The 14,873-nt window shown below is 60.6% G+C and carries 16 protein-coding genes; 10 read left to right on the forward strand and 6 right to left on the reverse strand.

Annotated features, from left to right (window positions below):
• Positions 1–81 precede the first annotated feature (81 nt).
• The 8 genes from EN780_RS04350 (at position 82) to EN780_RS04380 (ending at position 8,176) form a co-directional block, all read left to right on the forward strand.
• Positions 82–2,502 carry an FdhF/YdeP family oxidoreductase gene (locus tag EN780_RS04350; protein ID WP_128272324.1) on the forward strand — a complete coding sequence of 807 codons (2,421 nt, stop codon included), beginning with the start codon at positions 82–84 and terminating at the stop codon, positions 2,500–2,502.
• A gap of 50 nt (positions 2,503–2,552) precedes the next feature.
• Positions 2,553–3,101, forward strand: a complete 549-nt coding sequence (locus tag EN780_RS04355) for a cytochrome c (protein WP_127282315.1) — start codon at positions 2,553–2,555, stop codon at positions 3,099–3,101.
• A 29-nt stretch (positions 3,102–3,130) separates the two neighbouring features.
• The gene (gene coxB, locus EN780_RS04360; RefSeq protein ID WP_128272326.1) at positions 3,131–4,090 is read left to right on the forward strand and encodes a cytochrome c oxidase subunit II; all 960 of its coding nucleotides are present in this window, start codon (positions 3,131–3,133) and stop codon (positions 4,088–4,090) included.
• Entirely contained in the window at positions 4,087–5,997 is a 1,911-nt protein-coding gene (gene ctaD, locus EN780_RS04365) for a cytochrome c oxidase subunit I (RefSeq protein ID WP_128272314.1), read from the forward strand. The genes coxB and ctaD overlap by 4 nt, the downstream gene beginning before the upstream one ends.
• Positions 5,994–6,596: a cytochrome c oxidase subunit 3 gene (locus EN780_RS04370; RefSeq protein ID WP_127391131.1), complete on the forward strand. Its 603-nt coding sequence runs from the start codon at positions 5,994–5,996 to the stop codon at positions 6,594–6,596. The genes ctaD and EN780_RS04370 overlap by 4 nt, the downstream gene beginning before the upstream one ends.
• A gap of 122 nt (positions 6,597–6,718) precedes the next feature.
• On the forward strand, positions 6,719–6,901 hold the full coding sequence (locus EN780_RS38525) for a hypothetical protein (RefSeq protein WP_135927838.1): 183 nt from the start codon (positions 6,719–6,721) through the stop codon (positions 6,899–6,901).
• 20 nt (positions 6,902–6,921) lie between these two features.
• Complete coding sequence (locus EN780_RS04375) at positions 6,922–7,767, forward strand: cytochrome c oxidase assembly protein (protein WP_245493266.1); 846 nt, start codon at positions 6,922–6,924, stop codon at positions 7,765–7,767.
• A complete protein-coding gene (locus EN780_RS04380) occupies positions 7,760–8,176 on the forward strand; it encodes a c-type cytochrome (RefSeq protein ID WP_128272316.1) in 417 nt (138 codons plus the stop codon). Before EN780_RS04375 ends, EN780_RS04380 begins: the two co-directional genes overlap by 8 nt.
• A 40-nt stretch (positions 8,177–8,216) precedes the next feature.
• On the opposite strand, the gene EN780_RS38690 is transcribed toward EN780_RS04380, so the two are convergent.
• The 4 genes from EN780_RS38690 to EN780_RS04400 all read right to left on the reverse strand — a co-directional run bounded on the left by EN780_RS38690 (position 8,217) and on the right by EN780_RS04400 (position 11,534).
• Positions 8,217–9,062, reverse strand: a complete 846-nt coding sequence (locus EN780_RS38690) for a cytochrome c (protein ID WP_245493267.1) — start codon at positions 9,060–9,062, stop codon at positions 8,217–8,219.
• A gap of 440 nt (positions 9,063–9,502) precedes the next feature.
• Positions 9,503–9,862 carry a hypothetical protein gene (locus EN780_RS04390; protein ID WP_127391128.1) on the reverse strand — a complete coding sequence of 120 codons (360 nt, stop codon included), beginning with the start codon at positions 9,860–9,862 and terminating at the stop codon, positions 9,503–9,505.
• Positions 9,862–11,082, reverse strand: a complete 1,221-nt coding sequence (locus EN780_RS04395; protein ID WP_128272318.1) for an Nramp family divalent metal transporter — start codon at positions 11,080–11,082, stop codon at positions 9,862–9,864. Before EN780_RS04395 ends, EN780_RS04390 begins: the two co-directional genes overlap by 1 nt.
• Positions 11,079–11,534, reverse strand: coding sequence for a hypothetical protein (locus EN780_RS04400; protein ID WP_127287306.1), 456 nt, complete (start codon positions 11,532–11,534; stop codon positions 11,079–11,081). The genes EN780_RS04395 and EN780_RS04400 overlap by 4 nt, the downstream gene beginning before the upstream one ends.
• 846 nt (positions 11,535–12,380) lie before the next feature.
• Here EN780_RS04400 and EN780_RS04405 point away from each other — a divergent pair.
• Positions 12,381–12,731, forward strand: coding sequence for a GFA family protein (locus EN780_RS04405; RefSeq protein WP_245499870.1), 351 nt, complete (start codon positions 12,381–12,383; stop codon positions 12,729–12,731).
• The gene (locus tag EN780_RS04410) at positions 12,725–13,738 is read left to right on the forward strand and encodes an ATP-dependent DNA ligase (protein ID WP_127284502.1); all 1,014 of its coding nucleotides are present in this window, start codon (positions 12,725–12,727) and stop codon (positions 13,736–13,738) included. Before EN780_RS04405 ends, EN780_RS04410 begins: the two co-directional genes overlap by 7 nt.
• 41 nt (positions 13,739–13,779) lie before the next feature.
• Here the strand turns inward: EN780_RS04410 and EN780_RS04415 are convergent, their stop codons facing one another.
• Both EN780_RS04415 and EN780_RS39690 read right to left on the reverse strand, forming a co-directional pair.
• Positions 13,780–14,388: an alpha-ketoglutarate-dependent dioxygenase AlkB gene (locus EN780_RS04415; protein ID WP_127284517.1), complete on the reverse strand. Its 609-nt coding sequence runs from the start codon at positions 14,386–14,388 to the stop codon at positions 13,780–13,782.
• Positions 14,389–14,559: 171 nt separating this feature from the next.
• Positions 14,560–14,873, reverse strand: a 314-nt coding sequence (locus tag EN780_RS39690) for a hypothetical protein (RefSeq protein ID WP_210215024.1), incomplete at its 5' end; no start/stop codon positions are given.

Raw genomic sequence — 14,873 nt, forward strand, 5'->3', positions numbered from 1 at the left:
TCGACGCAAGTCGGCGCAGGACATCAATCACCACTCCGCTTGAGGAGAAGCCTGGCCGTGCCTCAGGCAGATGGGGTTAAAATGACATTAAAGACTAGCTCGGCCATTTCCAAGCCCTACAGCGGGCCGGCCGGCGGCTGGGGTTCAGCCAAATCCGTGGCTGCGATCATTTTGAGAGAACGCGTCCCCTTGAAAGGACCAAGATTGCTTTCGACCCAGAACCGGCCGGAAGGCTACATGTGTGTCAGTTGCGCCTGGGCAAAACCTTCACAACCGCATCCACTCGAATTCTGCGAAAACGGCGCGAAGGCGACCGCGTGGGAAATCACCTCTCGCAGGGCCGACACCGCATTCTTCGCCGGAAAGCCGCTGAGCGAGCTGGAGCTCTGGCCAGATCATGATCTGGAGGAACAAGGCCGGCTGACCCAACCGCTGCGCTGGGACGCGGCCAGTGACAAGTATTTGCCGGTGGCCTGGTCCGAGGCGTTCGACGAAATCGGCAGGGAGCTTCGCGCGCTCGATCCGCATCAGGTCGACCTCTACACCTCCGGCCGAGCGTCGCTCGAAGCGAGCTACATGTACCAGTTGTTCGCGCGCATGTACGGCAGCAACAACCTGCCTGACAGCTCCAACATGTGCCACGAGAGCTCCTCGGTGGCGCTTCCAGAAAGCATCGGCGCCTCTGTCGGCACGGCTATTTTGTCGGACTTCGAAAACACGGACTGTATTTTCTATATCGCGCAAAACGTGGGTACGTCGTCACCTCGCCTGCTCCACGACCTTCAGGATGCCGTCAATCGTGGCGTGAAGATCATTACCTTCAATCTGCTGCGCGAACGCGGCTTGGAACGCTTCGTCAACCCGCAGTCGCCAGCCCAGATGCTGACCGGTAAAGAGACGCAGATTTCCTCGGAATATTATCAGGTCAACAATGGCGGCGACATCGCGGCGTTGTTCGGCGTCTGCAAGGCGCTCATCGAAGCCGACGACGCCCTGAAGGCATCTGGAGACAGGCGCGTGGCGGGAGAGGACGGCAAGCCGAAGGACCCGAACAATGCGGCGATGGTCGCTTTCGCCGCCTCGATGGCTTCAGCCGACAAAAAGCACGTGCTCGATCATGATTTCATCAAGCAGCATACTGCCGGATTCGAGGAATTTGCCCAAGCTGCCCGCGATCACAAATGGAGCGAATTGGAGCGTGTATCCGGGCTCAGCCGCGACCAGATGATGCAAGCAGCGGCCACCTATGCGAAATCCGATGCCGTCATGATGGTATACGGCATGGGGCTGACGCAGCACCTCATGGGTGTCCAGAACGTCCATATGGTTTGCAATCTCGCACTCCTGCGGGGGAACATTGGCAAGCCTGGAGCCAATATCTGCGCCGTACGCGGCCATTCCAATGTTCAGGGACAACGCACCGTCGGGATCACCGAAAAGCCCGGGCTGGCGCCGCTGGACAAGCTTTCCGAACTTTACGGGTTCGAGCCGCCGCGCTGGACGGGCCGAACCACAGTCGAAACCTGCGAAGCCATCATGAACGGCCAGTCCCGCGCCTTCATCGGCCTTGGCGGGAACTTCTTGAAAGCGGTGCCTGATACCGCCGCCATGGAAGAGGGGTGGCGCAAACTGCGTCTGAGCGTGCAGATCGCGACCAAGCTTAACCGCAGCCACGTATTGCATGGCGAGATTGCATATCTCCTGCCCTGCCTCGGTCGCATCGAACTCGACCAGCAAGCGACGGGACCGCAGGCCGTGTCCATCGAAAGTTCCATTGCCCATTTCCACGGATCGCGCGGCAAAGCTAGGCCCGCCAGTACCGCGCTGCTATCGGAGCCTGCAATCATCGCCGGGATAGCCAAGGCCTCGCTCGGCGAAACCAAGGTTCCGTGGGACGCCTGGGTCGGCAACTACGCCGAGATACGAAACGCCATCGAGCGGACGTACCCGGAAACCTTCAAGGACTTCAACGAGCGGATGTTCAAACCGGGTGGCTTTGCCAGGCCGCTGCCGGCACGCGAACGCAAGTGGGTGACCAAAAGCGGAAAGGCAAATTTCATCACGCCAGCCAAACTCTTTCCTGAATTCTCAACCTCTGGCAGGGCCGAGGTTCTGCACCTTGCAACGCTGCGATCCAACGATCAGTTCAACACCACGATCTACGGCTACAGTGACCGCTTTCGCGGCGTTGAAGGCACGCGCCGAATTATATTCATGAACGGGGAAGACATCCTCCGACTAGGCTTCGCCGATGGCGAGATCGTCGATGTGACCACGGCGATCGATGACAATGTCGCCCGCACGGTCACCGGTCTGAAGATCGTTCCCTACAATATCCCGAAGGGCTGTTGCGGGGCGTATTATCCCGAAACCAACCCGCTCTTTCCCTTGGCGCATCACGACCCGAAGTCGAAGACGCCGTCCTACAAGCTTTTGCCAGTCCGTCTCAGCCGATCACACCTAACTCCCTTGGATGACCCCCCAGGGCAGAGGAACGCTTGACAGAGAGGGTTTTCAGCATTGCGAAGTCGGTCCTGGCGGTTGCGGTTCTCCTGTCCCTCGCCAGCGCAGGTGGGGTGCTTGGCTATTTGCGGCAGCCAAGAGAGCTCCGTTTCGAACCGCCGGTTGCAGCTGATCTCGACCGGTTCCGCCTCATGTCCAACGGCATCGGGGGCACGCCGCCCGAGAGCTATTTCGCACTTGGCAAGCCATACGAGGCTGACGCCTACAATCTAAGCCAGGGCAAGCGGCTTTATGCCTGGTTCGGTTGCGGTACCTGTCATGGTGACGGTCGCGGCGGGGTCGGTCCGTCCTTCCTCGATGGCTGGTGGCTTTATGGGCCTGAGATGGTTTCCATCGTGGCTTCCATTCGTGACGGCCGCCCGCACGGTATGCCCGCGTTTCGCGACCGCCTGACCATCGAGCAAATTTGGCAGCTTGCGGGATATGTCCAGACGATCGGTTCCTACAGCCCGAAGGTGGCGGCACCCAGTCGCAACGACGACAAACAAACTCGCCCGGCCGAGAATCGCGGTCCGGCGATAATCCTTTTCGACGAGGGACCAGTAGGCGTCCACCCGGATCAGGGACCCTCGCCTTGAGAAATGTTCGCCTTATTCTGCTTTCAATCATGGCTGTTGCATCTGCCTGCAGCGGCAAGCAGTCCGCGCTTGATCCGCACGGCGGTCCTGCAATTCATGTCGAACACCTGATCATCGGTATAGTCGCCGTGTGCACGGTGATCTGGATCGTGGTGATCGTCGTGCTTGGCTTGGCGCTCCTGCGGAGCCGCCGCGCCGGAGCGGAAGACGCAAGCTCCGAGGGCCGGCTGACGACAGTGGTGTCCGCCGCGGTCGCGGCCAGCGTTGTCATCATCGCCGGTCTGACGATTGCGAGCTTCTACACCACCCGCAACATTGGTGTTCCGGGCAGCGCGGCCCTCACGATCACGGTGCGGGGACAGCAATGGTGGTGGCAGGTATTCTACGCCGGCTCCGATGCTTCGCCCGGCTTTCAGACGGCCAACGAAATCCACATCCCCGTGGGGACGGATGTCCAGGTCCGGCTTGAAGGCGTCGATGTCATCCATTCGTTCTGGGTGCCAAGCCTCGCCGGAAAGCAAGACGTTGTCCCGGGCCGGTCCAACAGTTTGCTGCTGCGTGCCGAAAAGCCCGGGGCGTATCGGGGCCAATGCGCGGAATTCTGCGGCTTGCAGCACAGCCACATGGCAGTCCTGGTGATCGCCGAGGCGCCGGCCGACTTTGAACGCTGGGCTGCGGTGCAACGTGGTGATGCGTTGACGCCGGCCGATCCGGATGCGGCCGCTGGGCAAGTGGCTTTTCTGGCCAAGCCCTGTTCGGCCTGCCACACGGTACGCGGTACGGCAGCCAAAGGCACGACCGGACCAGACCTCACTCACGTCGGCGGGCGTCAGACGATCGCGGCCGGGCTGCTGGAAACCACGCGTGGTTCGTTGGCGGCCTGGATTGCCGATCCCCAGACGCTCAAACCCGGGAACAACATGCCGATGGTGCCGCTGACCAGCGTCGAGCTGCAAAATATCTCCGCCTACATGGAGAGCCTGAAATGACGTCAAGAAATGCCGGCGCGCTTCGTGACACAGCATTCGACGCTGCTGAAATCGACCGTCGACTTGCGGCGATCTGGTCGACAACGCCGGGCGTGTGGGGTGCCCTTGCCACGGTCGATCACAAAGTCATCGGCCGACGCTACATCACCACTGCCTTTGTCTTCCTGGCGCTTGGCGGATTGCTGTCCCTGCTAATGCGATTGCAACTGGCGCAACCCGAAGCTCGCTTCATCGGGCCCGATCGCTACAACCAGATTTTCACCATGCACGGCACGAACATGATGTTCCTCTTCGCTGTGCCCGTCATGCAGGCGATGGCGGTCTACCTCGTGCCCTTGATGGTTGGGACCAGAAACGTCGCCTTTCCGCGTCTCAATGCATTCTCTTATTGGATGTATCTCGCCGGCGGTTTGCTTCTATGGATCGCCTTTGTGCTCGATACGGGACCGGATGTCGGCTGGTTCGCCTATGTCCCGCTCTCCGGTCCCCAATATGCGGCTGGAAAGCGGGCCGACATCTGGGCGCAGATGATCACCTTCACCGAAGTCTCCGCGCTTGCGGTAGCCGTCGAGATCGTCGTGACTGTCTTCAAGCACCGCGCGCCAGGAATGTCTCTCGACCGTATCCCGTTGTTCGTCTGGTCGATGCTGGTCACGTCGTTTGTTGTCATCCTGGCGATGCCGGCGATCATGGTCGCAAGCACGGCCCTTATTCTCGACCGACTGGTCGAGACACATTTCTTCAATCCGGCCGAAGGCGGCGATGTACTGCTATGGCAACACCTGTTCTGGTTTTTCGGACACCCGGAGGTTTACATCATCTTCCTGCCGGCGGTGGGGATGGTATCGACAATCGTCGCGACGTTTACGCGTCGGCCGGTGTTCGGCCATCTGGCCATGGTGATGGCATTGATCGCCACGGGTATCCTGGCCTTTGGGCTTTGGGTCCATCATATGTTCGTCGCCGGCCTTCCCCGGTTGGGAGAGAGCTTTTTCACCGCCTCGAGCATGGCGATCGCGGTTCCGGCGGGACTGCAGATATTCTGTTGGCTCGCGACGATATGGGCAGGCAGACCGATCTTCAAGACGCCATTCTTGTTCGCAATCGGGTTCATCGTCACCTTCGTCATCGGTGGTCTGACCGGAGTGATGGTGGCGTCTGTGCCGTTCGACACCCAAGTCCACGACACCTATTTCGTCGTCGCGCATTTTCACTACGTCCTGGTCGGCGGCGCGGTCTTTCCTTTGCTCGGTGCGCTCTACTACTGGTTCCCGAAGCTGACTGGGCGGTTGATGAGCGAGACACTCGGACGCTGGGTGTTCGGCCTGATCTTCGTGGGCTTCAACCTGACTTTTTTTCCCATGCATATCCTCGGCCTGCAGGGCATGCCGCGCCGGATCTACACCTACCAGCCAGAGATGCCATGGTCCGGCCTGAATATGTTCATCAGCCTCAGCGCGGTCATCCTTGCTGGCGGCTTTCTTTTGTTTTTCATCGACGTCATACGCAGTGCGAGGACAGGCGCCGTCGCGTCGTCCAACCCTTGGGAGGCCTCGACGCTCGAATGGGCCACCTCGTCCCCACCACCGCCGTACAACTTCGCCCGGCTACCGGTGGTCGGCGGCCTTGATCCCCTGTCGGACCGCCGAGATGTCCTTCCCGTTGCTGCGGGCCTGCGCGTCGACCGTCGTGAGCTGTTGGTCAGCAGCATCGTTGAAGCGACCCCGGAGGCGCGTGAAGCGTCATCCGGGGATTCGATCTGGCCGCTATTGGCGGCAATCGCCACCACCGCGACGCTGATCTGGTCGATATTCACACCTTGGGCGGTGGTCTGGGGATCGATACCAATCGCGATTGCACTCATTGGCTGGTTCTGGCCCAAGGGCGTGCCGGAGGACGAGTCATGAAGGAAGGCGTGGTGCTTGACCTGACGGACCTTCCCCCGCATGGCCTCGGCACCGCGAGCTTGTCCTGGTGGGGGACGCTCGCATTCATGCTTATTGAAGCCACTGGCTTTGCGCTTTCCATCGTCGTCTACCTCTATCTCATGAGCCTGGCACCACGCTGGCCTCCGGATGCCCCGCCGCCCGATCTGCTCCCCGGGACGACGCTGACGGTTTTGCTGGTGGCGAGCTTGTTTCCGAACATCTTGTTGGCACGCTGGGCGCGTGACCAGGACTTGCGGAAGGTGCGTATCGGGCTGATCATCATGTCCCTGATCGGAATAGCGCCGCTTGTCCTGCGTGCCTTCGAGTTTCCGGCGATGCATATCCAGTGGGATCAGAATGCCTACGGCTCGATCGTGTGGGTCATGCTCGGCCTGCACACCACCCACATCCTGACCGATCTGGTGGAGACATTGGTGCTGACTTGCCTCATGTTTTCGCGGCATGGCGACAATCCGCGGCGCTTTGGGGATGTCAGTGACAATGTGATGTACTGGAACTTCGTCGTGGCGACCTGGTTGCCAATGTATGCCTGCCTCTATTGGGCTCCACGGCTTTGACCAAAAGTTGGCTCCCAAACGCTGGACTCCTTGTGCCGCCCATAAGCTGGGCGCTCAGCACCCAGCTTGGGCAGATCACACCCTACATCGATTGCCGGCAAAGTTTTTCCTGGACCGCCGCCTTGTGCGGCATCCTTCTCGTTGCGTCGGTCGCCGGCGTCGCCGCATCTCGGGTGACGTCAAACGGATTGGTCAAATCGAAGCGATTTGTCGTTGACGCAGGTTTCCTGGTCGCACTGGCGTTTGTCTTTGCGTTGTCGTTGCAGGAGGCGGCCACGATGCTGCTCGACCCATGCCAGCGCTGATCCGCATACTGTTCTTCTTCATGATCGCTTCCCCGGCAATGGCGCACGGCGACGAGACCCATGGTTCTGGCTATCCCTGGACGTTTGACCCGTGGATCGTCGTGCCACTTGCGATGCTTGCACTACTCTACGGAGCGGGCGTGACAAGGCTGGCACGGCGCGCGCGGCAACCCGGCGGCATGCTCATGCGAGCTTTGCTCTACTGTAGCGGCTGGCTGACACTGGCGGCGGCGCTGCTGTCGCCGCTTCACTGGCTAGGTGAGCACCTTTATACATTCCATATGATCGAGCACGAGATGGTCATGGCCGTCTCGGCACCTTTGATCGTGCTTGCGCGCCCGGTTGGCATCCTGATGTGGGGGCTGCCAGGACGAGCGCGTCGCGTGGCTGCATCAGGGATGTGTTCGCCCCTGGTTCGCGGTCCGTGGGACTGGTGTACGGGCACCTTGAATGCGACCATCGTTCATGGCTTCGCGATCTGGGCCTGGCACCTGCCGGTATTGTTCGACGCGGCCGTCACCAACACTGCCCTGCATCGCGTCCAGCATCTTTGCTTCTTTGTGACAGCGATATTGTTCTGGTGGGCGATGATCTGGCGGAGTGATTACGGCGCCTCGGCCTGGCATCTGTTCGCGACCATGGTTCACACGAGTATTCTGGGTGCCTTGATCGCTCTCGCTCCACGCGTGCTCTACATCGCGCAGACCCGCACCGCTATGGCCTGGGGGCTGACGCCTCTGGAAGACCAGCAATTGGCGGGCATGATCATGTGGGTGCCCGCCGGCACGATCTATGCGGTGGCGGCAATGGCGATGCTTGCGCTCTGGATTCTGGGATCGAGTGAACGAAGAGCTCAAAATGCCTGACCTGCCGACACCTCTCTCAGGCCGGACCGCATTAATAGGCATTGCCCTCGTCGCGGCATCGGCCGCTTTTGCCACAATCAATATCGCGCGCGACAACCACAGCCGGGCGGCCGTAGCCAAAGCGATCACCGACGGCGATCCCGCACGCGCACCGGAAATCTTCCGACGATACGGCTGCTCCGGCTGCCACACTATTGAGGGGATACCGGGAGCCGACGGCCAGACAGGCGCGCCTCTCACTGGGCTGTCGAAGCGGCTGTACATCGCGGGCGTACTGGAAAACAATTCCGACAACCTTGTCGCATGGATCGTTTCGCCCCGGAGCTTCTCCCCGCGGACTGCGATGCCGGCGACCGGTATCTCGCAACAGGAAGCCAAAGACCTCGCAGCGTATCTCTACGCACAATGAAGCGGATGAAATGTCACTTCATGCTTTCCCTGGAATTGCTTCAAGGGCGCGGCGTGGCAATCGGTGGCAGACGTTTGATGTAACGTGCAATCGCCTGGCGGTCGCTGTCAGGCAGCATTGCCGTATTCGTCACCACATCGGCCATCGAGGATCCGACGCGACCGTGGCTGGGCGTTTCCCCAGTTTTGAGCATCGTCGCGATGTCGTTCTCTGTCCATCCGCTCAATCTGTGCTGCGTGATGTTTGGCACGAATCCCGTTCCTTGAGGATCGATGCCACCGGCAAATCGAGTGTCCGACTTGATGGCGCCAAAAGCGTTGCGGGTCGAATGGCACTCAGCGCAATGCGAGACGGACTCGACGAGATACGCGCCGCGATCATGCACGGGATCTCCGTCGAGGCGCGCAGAGGTCGTGCCTTGGCGAAAGAACATCATTTTCCAAATGCCCATGGACCGCCGGATGCCGAACAGGATCGCAGGATCATGCGGTGGCGCACGCCCCGAAACCTTGGGAAGCGTCCTGAGATAGGCGTGCAGGTCCCTGACGTCCTCGGCCGTCATGCTGGTAAAGCTCGTGTAGGGAAAAGAAGGGTAGTAGTGTTGACGCTCTGGCGACACGCCGCCGAGGAGTGCATTTGCCAAGTCGGTGACGGTCCATGCGCCGATGCCATCCACCGGATCGGGAGATATGTTGGGAGGCCGAAAGGTGCCGAATGGTGAAGCGAGCGCCATCCCGCCGCCCAGCTTTAGGCGATCGGATTGCCCCGGTGTCGCATGACAGGAAGCGCAATCCCCTGCCGCGAAGACGAGCTCACCATGCGCGACATCGACCGGGCCTTCAAATTGCTGATCCTGGTTCGAGAAAGGGGGCTGCGCCCCGGTCATGTACCACAAGACCGTACCAACGCCGCTTGCACATAGGAAAACTGTGAGAGCAATTTTCCACACTGAGCTCGCCATGACGTGCCGCAAGCTGTTGGACGACCATGCCTTGCCCTTGCCGTCAATTCCCGCCTTCATATGAGAAAGTTGCTCGAGGGTGCATCGCAGCCGAGGTCTGGTTGGATCGGAGATATCGAGCTTCTCCCAGGGAATGCGGTACAGGCAGTCGCGGTGGCGCAAGCCAAACAAGTCCAGCATCGCGACGCCAATTGCCGAGGCAGAGAGGCGCTCGAAAGCAGCGAAAATGCCGACGTGGAATTCGGTTACGACGAGATCGTCACCATCACGCTCGGCGCGTATCTCCTCAATGTGACCGACGCTTTTGCCGCGCAGCGATAGCACCCGTCGACCGGCAAGATGTTCGAGGTTGACGGAGGCCATGGTCAAGCTCCTGGAATGCGGCCGATAATGTGATCGCGCAGCCAGTCCTGCCAATCGAAGATCGCCGTCCGCCGCACATCAACGTCGACTTCGATGTCGACACCGATATTTCGCACCTTCTTCCACGCTATGCGGTGCGGCTCGGCATGGCGTTCGCCGCCAAGTCTTGCCGCGAGCCAGGCCACCCAGCGTCCCGGTCGCGAACCAAGGCGGCGCGCCAGCGTGATCGAGCCAAGCTCGACCGCGACGATCCTGGGCGGTTTGCCGTGCCTCAACTCGGCCACCAATCCGTCCACCTTTCCGATCTTGACCTGCCTGCGGTCGACGACCTGTTTGTCCAGTAGATCGCGCAGCAGATCCATCACGAGCCTCCGAATATCTGCAAGGGTATGGCCACCACGGCAAGGACGAAACCCAGCGCAATGACGAAGATCACCGCGGCATTCGAAATCATGCCGTTGCGATGGTCGCCGACATAACGTTCATCGTTGAGCAGGAAGAGGAATGGCACCACGGTCAGGGGCAGGCTGGCTGCCGTGACTGCCATGGAGAAGATCGTGAGTTTCAGCGGGTCGAGGCCAAGGCCTATTGGTATGGCGGCAAGAAGCAGCGAGATCGTATAGACGCTGCAGAAGCCGGGATCTTCGCGTGGTTTCCTGTCTTCTCCCCACGTCCAGCCGAAGCCTTGCGCGACGAGGTAGGCCTGCTGCAGGGCGATTTCGAGCGCCGCGCCGAAACAGGCTATGGCAAGCGAAGCGACAAAAAGGACAAAGCCCCAGAACCCCAATATCGGGATCAGGAGCAGTGGCAGTTGATGATAATCATCGACCTGGTTAACTCCGTGCTCGCCTAAGACCAGCGCGGCCACGATCAGCACACTGACCGAGATGGTGCCACCAAAGCTCATGCCGAGGCCCGCAATTGCGCGATTCGTGCCGAGATAGGTCTTGTCCCAGTGGTCCTCGACGGCGCCTGAGGAATAGAACATGAAGAGGTAGGGGGATATCGACGCGCCCAGAATGCTGACTGCCATGAACCAGTAGCTTTCAGCGTCATGATCCGGCAAGCTCGGCACGGCGCCAGCCGCAACCTGTTTCCAATCCGGCTTCAGCATCACCGCCGCGACCACGAAGCAGAGCGTGACAAGACCGAGGACCGCCACGCCCTTCTCGATGAACCCGAAGGTGCCTTTCCATAAGAACAGCCACGCCAGGAATGCCACTGGTATTGCCCACCATTGAAAGCCGATCCCTGTCGCAAGGTCAGCCGCGATGGCAACGCCGCCGATCTCTGCCGACATCACCATGAAATTGACCAGCAAGGTGGCCAGCAACGGCCATAGGAAGGTGTTGAAGCCGAACCTCTCGCGGATTCCGTCGGCGATCGTGTGGCCGCTGACGGCGGCGAACCGGCCCGCCATCTCGACCAGGAAGATGATGCAGATGGTGCCGAGGAGGATTGCCCAGATCAGCCGCAAGCCGAAAGTGGCGCCGGCTTGCGCGGCTGTCGCCATTGATCCGACTTCAAGAAAGCCGCCAACGCTGGTGACGATACCAAGCGAGATTTCGAGCAGCTTCTTCATGATTTCGGCGCGAAATATTTGGCATAGGCGGCGGCCAGGTTCGCCGCGGCCGCCCGAAGTTCCTGCCGCGCCTGACTCACTTGCCGCAGGTTGCCAGCCTCTACCCCCGCTTGAGCGTCCTTGGCCGCAGCCGACAGCTGACCGACCGCCGTTACGACCTCGCGCCGCTTGGGGGATTCAGGAGGATTGTCAGATTGTATCTGACGACCGACCTCGACAAGCGCCGCGGCCGTCGATTGCAATGTGGCAGAGGCATAGTTTGAAGGAGCCGCGCCGGCGGCCCAGGCGTCCATGACCATCACCGCTGTCTGCGAAGCCGACGCCGCGATTTTTGATTCCTGCTCGACGGGTCCGGACGACGAACAGGCAGCCAAGGCGAGCATGGTCGACAACAGGCATGAACGGCAAACCCGATAGCAGTCGTCATCGACAATGCCTACAGTCAGCGGCATGGCAGCACATTATCCTCCGGCCAGCCCGAGTTTGGATGGTGTCTGCTTGAAGCATTCAGAGATGGGCAACGGGTGCATGGTGCGGCTCCATCTGCCTGGATCGGATCTGAAGCTGGCTATCAGGGACATCACGAATCCCGATCTAAGGATTTCGGCCTCCCGGGAAGGGTATGACATCGCTAGGCAGGGTGCATTTCGAAAGCCTATGTGGATTGGGACCGGCCTGCTCGCTTCTACCTCGGCCAAGGGGTCGCAACGTCACAACGCCTTGCGCCGACAAAGCAGCTTGATGTCTGAAAAGATGCACAAGTTCGGGGTGGAGTCCGTCCCCTCGACGAGAGGCCACGTCGTGAAGAAATACGAAGAACTGCATCATATGCCTTTCTACGCTGGCGTCGCCCCTCGTACCAAAGCCGGTGTGCTGCATCATCGCAATCGAGGTTGGAAATGCGGGACGATCTAATCGCATCCCAGGCTTGCGTTTGGCCTCTCCTGGTTCATCATGGAGTGTAAAGCTGCCGGGGCGCGAAGGTTCCGCCTCGTGTCATAAATTCAGCCGACAGGAACGACCTCAGTGAAGAGATAGGTCGACGCGGTTCCGCCCGGGCGGGGGCGGAAGGCGATTGATTTCTCTTCGCCCCCAGGACATTGACGCTCGGCTACTTCTTTAGCGATGTCTTTCCGATCCATCGCCAACATCACAATGGAATGGCTCGATGTGACCGTAGGACGGAAACCACATTTCCGTTCGAACGTTCAAGCGAGATGGACACAGTCGAGATTGCCTCCCCGACCGCTGCCGTCGAACGAACAGGTGGATGTCTCTGCGGCAGGATCCGTTATCGAGTGACCGGCGATCCGCGCGTTCACTACTGTCACTGTGACATGTGCCGCCGCGCGACCGGAAGCGCCTTCGCCGTGTTGGCCTGGACGTCCTCGTCCAACCTGTCATGGCTCAGCGAGGAGCCTGCCTATCGCACATCTTCACCCATCGCCCGGAGGGGATTCTGCGGAGCATGCGGTTCTCCGTTGACCCTTTCCTACGCCGCCGCCGAGGACGAAGTCGCTCTGCATGTCGGAACCTTTGACGATCCTGAAGGTCTGGAACCGCAATACAATTACGGGTCCTCGCAGCGGCTTGCCTGGATTTGCTGTGGCATCGACTTGCCGCATCACGACACGGAAGAGCGATGGTAGCGGAATCCGATTATGAGTTTCCGCTCACTGTGGACACGCCGCCGATGGAAGCCCGGACCGCCGACACGCTGCCCGAGGGCAGCGGCATCTGGCAGTATGAGCCCAAGTGGGATGGCTTTCGCTGCCTTGCCTTCAAAGGAAGAAAGGCGGTCGATCTCAGGGCGAAATCCGGCAAGCCGCTTGGCCGCTATTTTCCCGAACTGACGGCGCTTCTGGGCGAGGTCGAAGCACGGGATTTCGTCGTAGACGGCGAGATCATAATCGAGATCGAAGGACGCGCATCGTTTGACGCGCTGCAGATGCGGCTTCACCCGGCAGAGAGCCGTATCCGGAAGCTGAGCAGACAAACGCCTGCGCGGATAGTCCTCTTCGATACCCTTGCCGCGCCCGGAGGCAAGATCGTCCTCGAAAGGCCGTTGCGGGAACGGCGCTCGGCAACCGAAGATTTCGTCACCAGGGCGGAGAATGCTGCCCTGCGACTTTCGTCGGCAACCACGAGTATCGCCGAGGCCAACAAGTGGCTGCAGGGTGCAGGCCACGGTTCGACCGACGGGGTCGTCGCCAAGATGCTCGACGAGCCCTATCGGCCCGGCGAGCGTGCGATGGTCAAGGTCAAGCGGCTGCGCACCGCAGACTGCGTGGTTGGCGGGTTCCGCTACCTGAACCGCAAGCGCCAGGTCGGGTCGCTGCTGCTGGGCCTCTATAACGACAACGGCTTGCTCGACCATGTCGGCTTCACCTCGACCATCAGCAATGATGAGCGGCTGGCGGTCACCGTGAAGCTGGAGGAATTGCGCGGCGGACCCGGCTTCACAGGCAAGGCGCCGGGTGGGCCAAGCCGCTGGAGCACGGAACGCAGCGGCGAATGGGAGCCGGTGCGGCCGGAACTGGTCGTCGAGGTGCGCTTCGACCATATTACCAGCGACCGTTTCCGCCACGGAACCAGGCTTTTGCGCTGGCGGCCCGACAAGGCGCCGCGCCAGTGCACGTTCGAGCAGATCGAGTAGTGGCCTAGCAATCGCGACGAATGTTGTCTGCCATTGCGCATTCACTTTTTGCGCAAGGTTCGCAAAGTAATCGAATAGCGGTGTTCGGTCAGGGGCGGGATGCTGTGCTCCCATTCATCGCGCGCCGGGCCGCTCAAGAGGTAAGCCGACCGCGGCTCGACAATGATTGTCTTGCGGTCCCATTTCGTGCCGTTCTTGCGCCGGAGTCGGAAGCTGCAGGGAGCAAGAAGAGATACGCCGGCCACCGTCTCGAAATGCGGCTTGTCGCGATGCCAGCCAATGCCCGCGCCCGGTCGATACTCGTTGATCAGAACCTGCTCGAAAGCGCTTTCCGGCAACCCGACGAAAGTCGCGACCTTGCGCCTTAGCGTCATCAAGAAATCTGGTATCGGGGGCGCCTCGACCACCTGGCGCCGATCGTAGTCGTAGCGCAGGCCGAAACCGATCACCTGCCGATTTGCCAGGTGGCCATGGAAATCGAAGGGCTGGAAAGGGAGCCTCTGAAGGTGGCGCAGCAGGTCCGCTTCTTCATCCGCCGTGACAAGGTTCGCCTGATAGCGAAACCCTTCTGGCAGATCATCGGCCGCGGCGAACAGGTCGGGCTGATCAAGATTCACGCCGGTCAGAGCTTTGGATTTTAGAGATGGCATGCACAATAGCTGGTGAAGCTGCTCCCTGAGCGCAAGGACTACGATGCGGCGGATCCGCATACTAACGTTCCCCCGTGCCGTGGATGCCAAGGCGTCATGGTTTGCAGTCGGCGGCCGTGCCTGGCCGCGCTGCCCTTTCGGTCGCCGCCTGAATGGCAAGCGCGGCAGTACTCAGTGCAAGAGGAGGGTCCTCAACCAAGCCAGGAAGCGGCTGCCATTGACGGTCCTGCGCACCCTGGCGGCGGCCCATTTGCCTTGCATGGTGGCGCCGACATGACAGCTGCAGACGATTTCGTGCAACTGCCAATCGCTGAGCTCGAAGAAGCGAAGGGCCTCTCCATAGGTGTCGTTTCTAAGTCCCGCGGCTTTCAGCAGCGGATCTTCCAAGGCAACTGAAATTGGCGATCCATCGGCTCGTGCGGCCTGGCGGGCGTCCAGACGCAGGCGTTCGGTGCCAGCAAGCGCGCCCAGGCATCGGCCGGGGT

Source organism: Mesorhizobium sp. M4B.F.Ca.ET.089.01.1.1, from assembly GCF_004022605.1.
GTDB lineage: Bacteria > Pseudomonadota > Alphaproteobacteria > Rhizobiales > Rhizobiaceae > Mesorhizobium > Mesorhizobium abyssinicae.

What these genes read in the sequence shown, in the direction of transcription:
- EN780_RS04350 (WP_128272324.1), top strand. Translation starts at nt 82, where the DNA reads ATGACATTAAAGACTAGCTCGGCCATTTCCAAGCCCTACAGCGGGCCG.
- coxB (WP_128272326.1), top strand. Translation starts at nt 3,131, where the DNA reads ATGGCTGTTGCATCTGCCTGCAGCGGCAAGCAGTCCGCGCTTGATCCG.
- ctaD (WP_128272314.1), top strand. Translation starts at nt 4,087, where the DNA reads ATGACGTCAAGAAATGCCGGCGCGCTTCGTGACACAGCATTCGACGCT.
- EN780_RS04370 (WP_127391131.1), top strand. Translation starts at nt 5,994, where the DNA reads ATGAAGGAAGGCGTGGTGCTTGACCTGACGGACCTTCCCCCGCATGGC.
- EN780_RS04375 (WP_245493266.1), top strand. Translation starts at nt 6,922, where the DNA reads ATGATCGCTTCCCCGGCAATGGCGCACGGCGACGAGACCCATGGTTCT.
- EN780_RS04380 (WP_128272316.1), top strand. Translation starts at nt 7,760, where the DNA reads ATGCCTGACCTGCCGACACCTCTCTCAGGCCGGACCGCATTAATAGGC.
- EN780_RS38690 (WP_245493267.1), bottom strand. Translation starts at nt 9,062, where the DNA reads ATGACCGGGGCGCAGCCCCCTTTCTCGAACCAGGATCAGCAATTTGAA.
- EN780_RS04390 (WP_127391128.1), bottom strand. Translation starts at nt 9,862, where the DNA reads ATGGATCTGCTGCGCGATCTACTGGACAAACAGGTCGTCGACCGCAGG.
- EN780_RS04395 (WP_128272318.1), bottom strand. Translation starts at nt 11,082, where the DNA reads ATGAAGAAGCTGCTCGAAATCTCGCTTGGTATCGTCACCAGCGTTGGC.
- EN780_RS04400 (WP_127287306.1), bottom strand. Translation starts at nt 11,534, where the DNA reads ATGCCGCTGACTGTAGGCATTGTCGATGACGACTGCTATCGGGTTTGC.
- EN780_RS04410 (WP_127284502.1), top strand. Translation starts at nt 12,725, where the DNA reads ATGGTAGCGGAATCCGATTATGAGTTTCCGCTCACTGTGGACACGCCG.
- EN780_RS04415 (WP_127284517.1), bottom strand. Translation starts at nt 14,388, where the DNA reads ATGCCATCTCTAAAATCCAAAGCTCTGACCGGCGTGAATCTTGATCAG.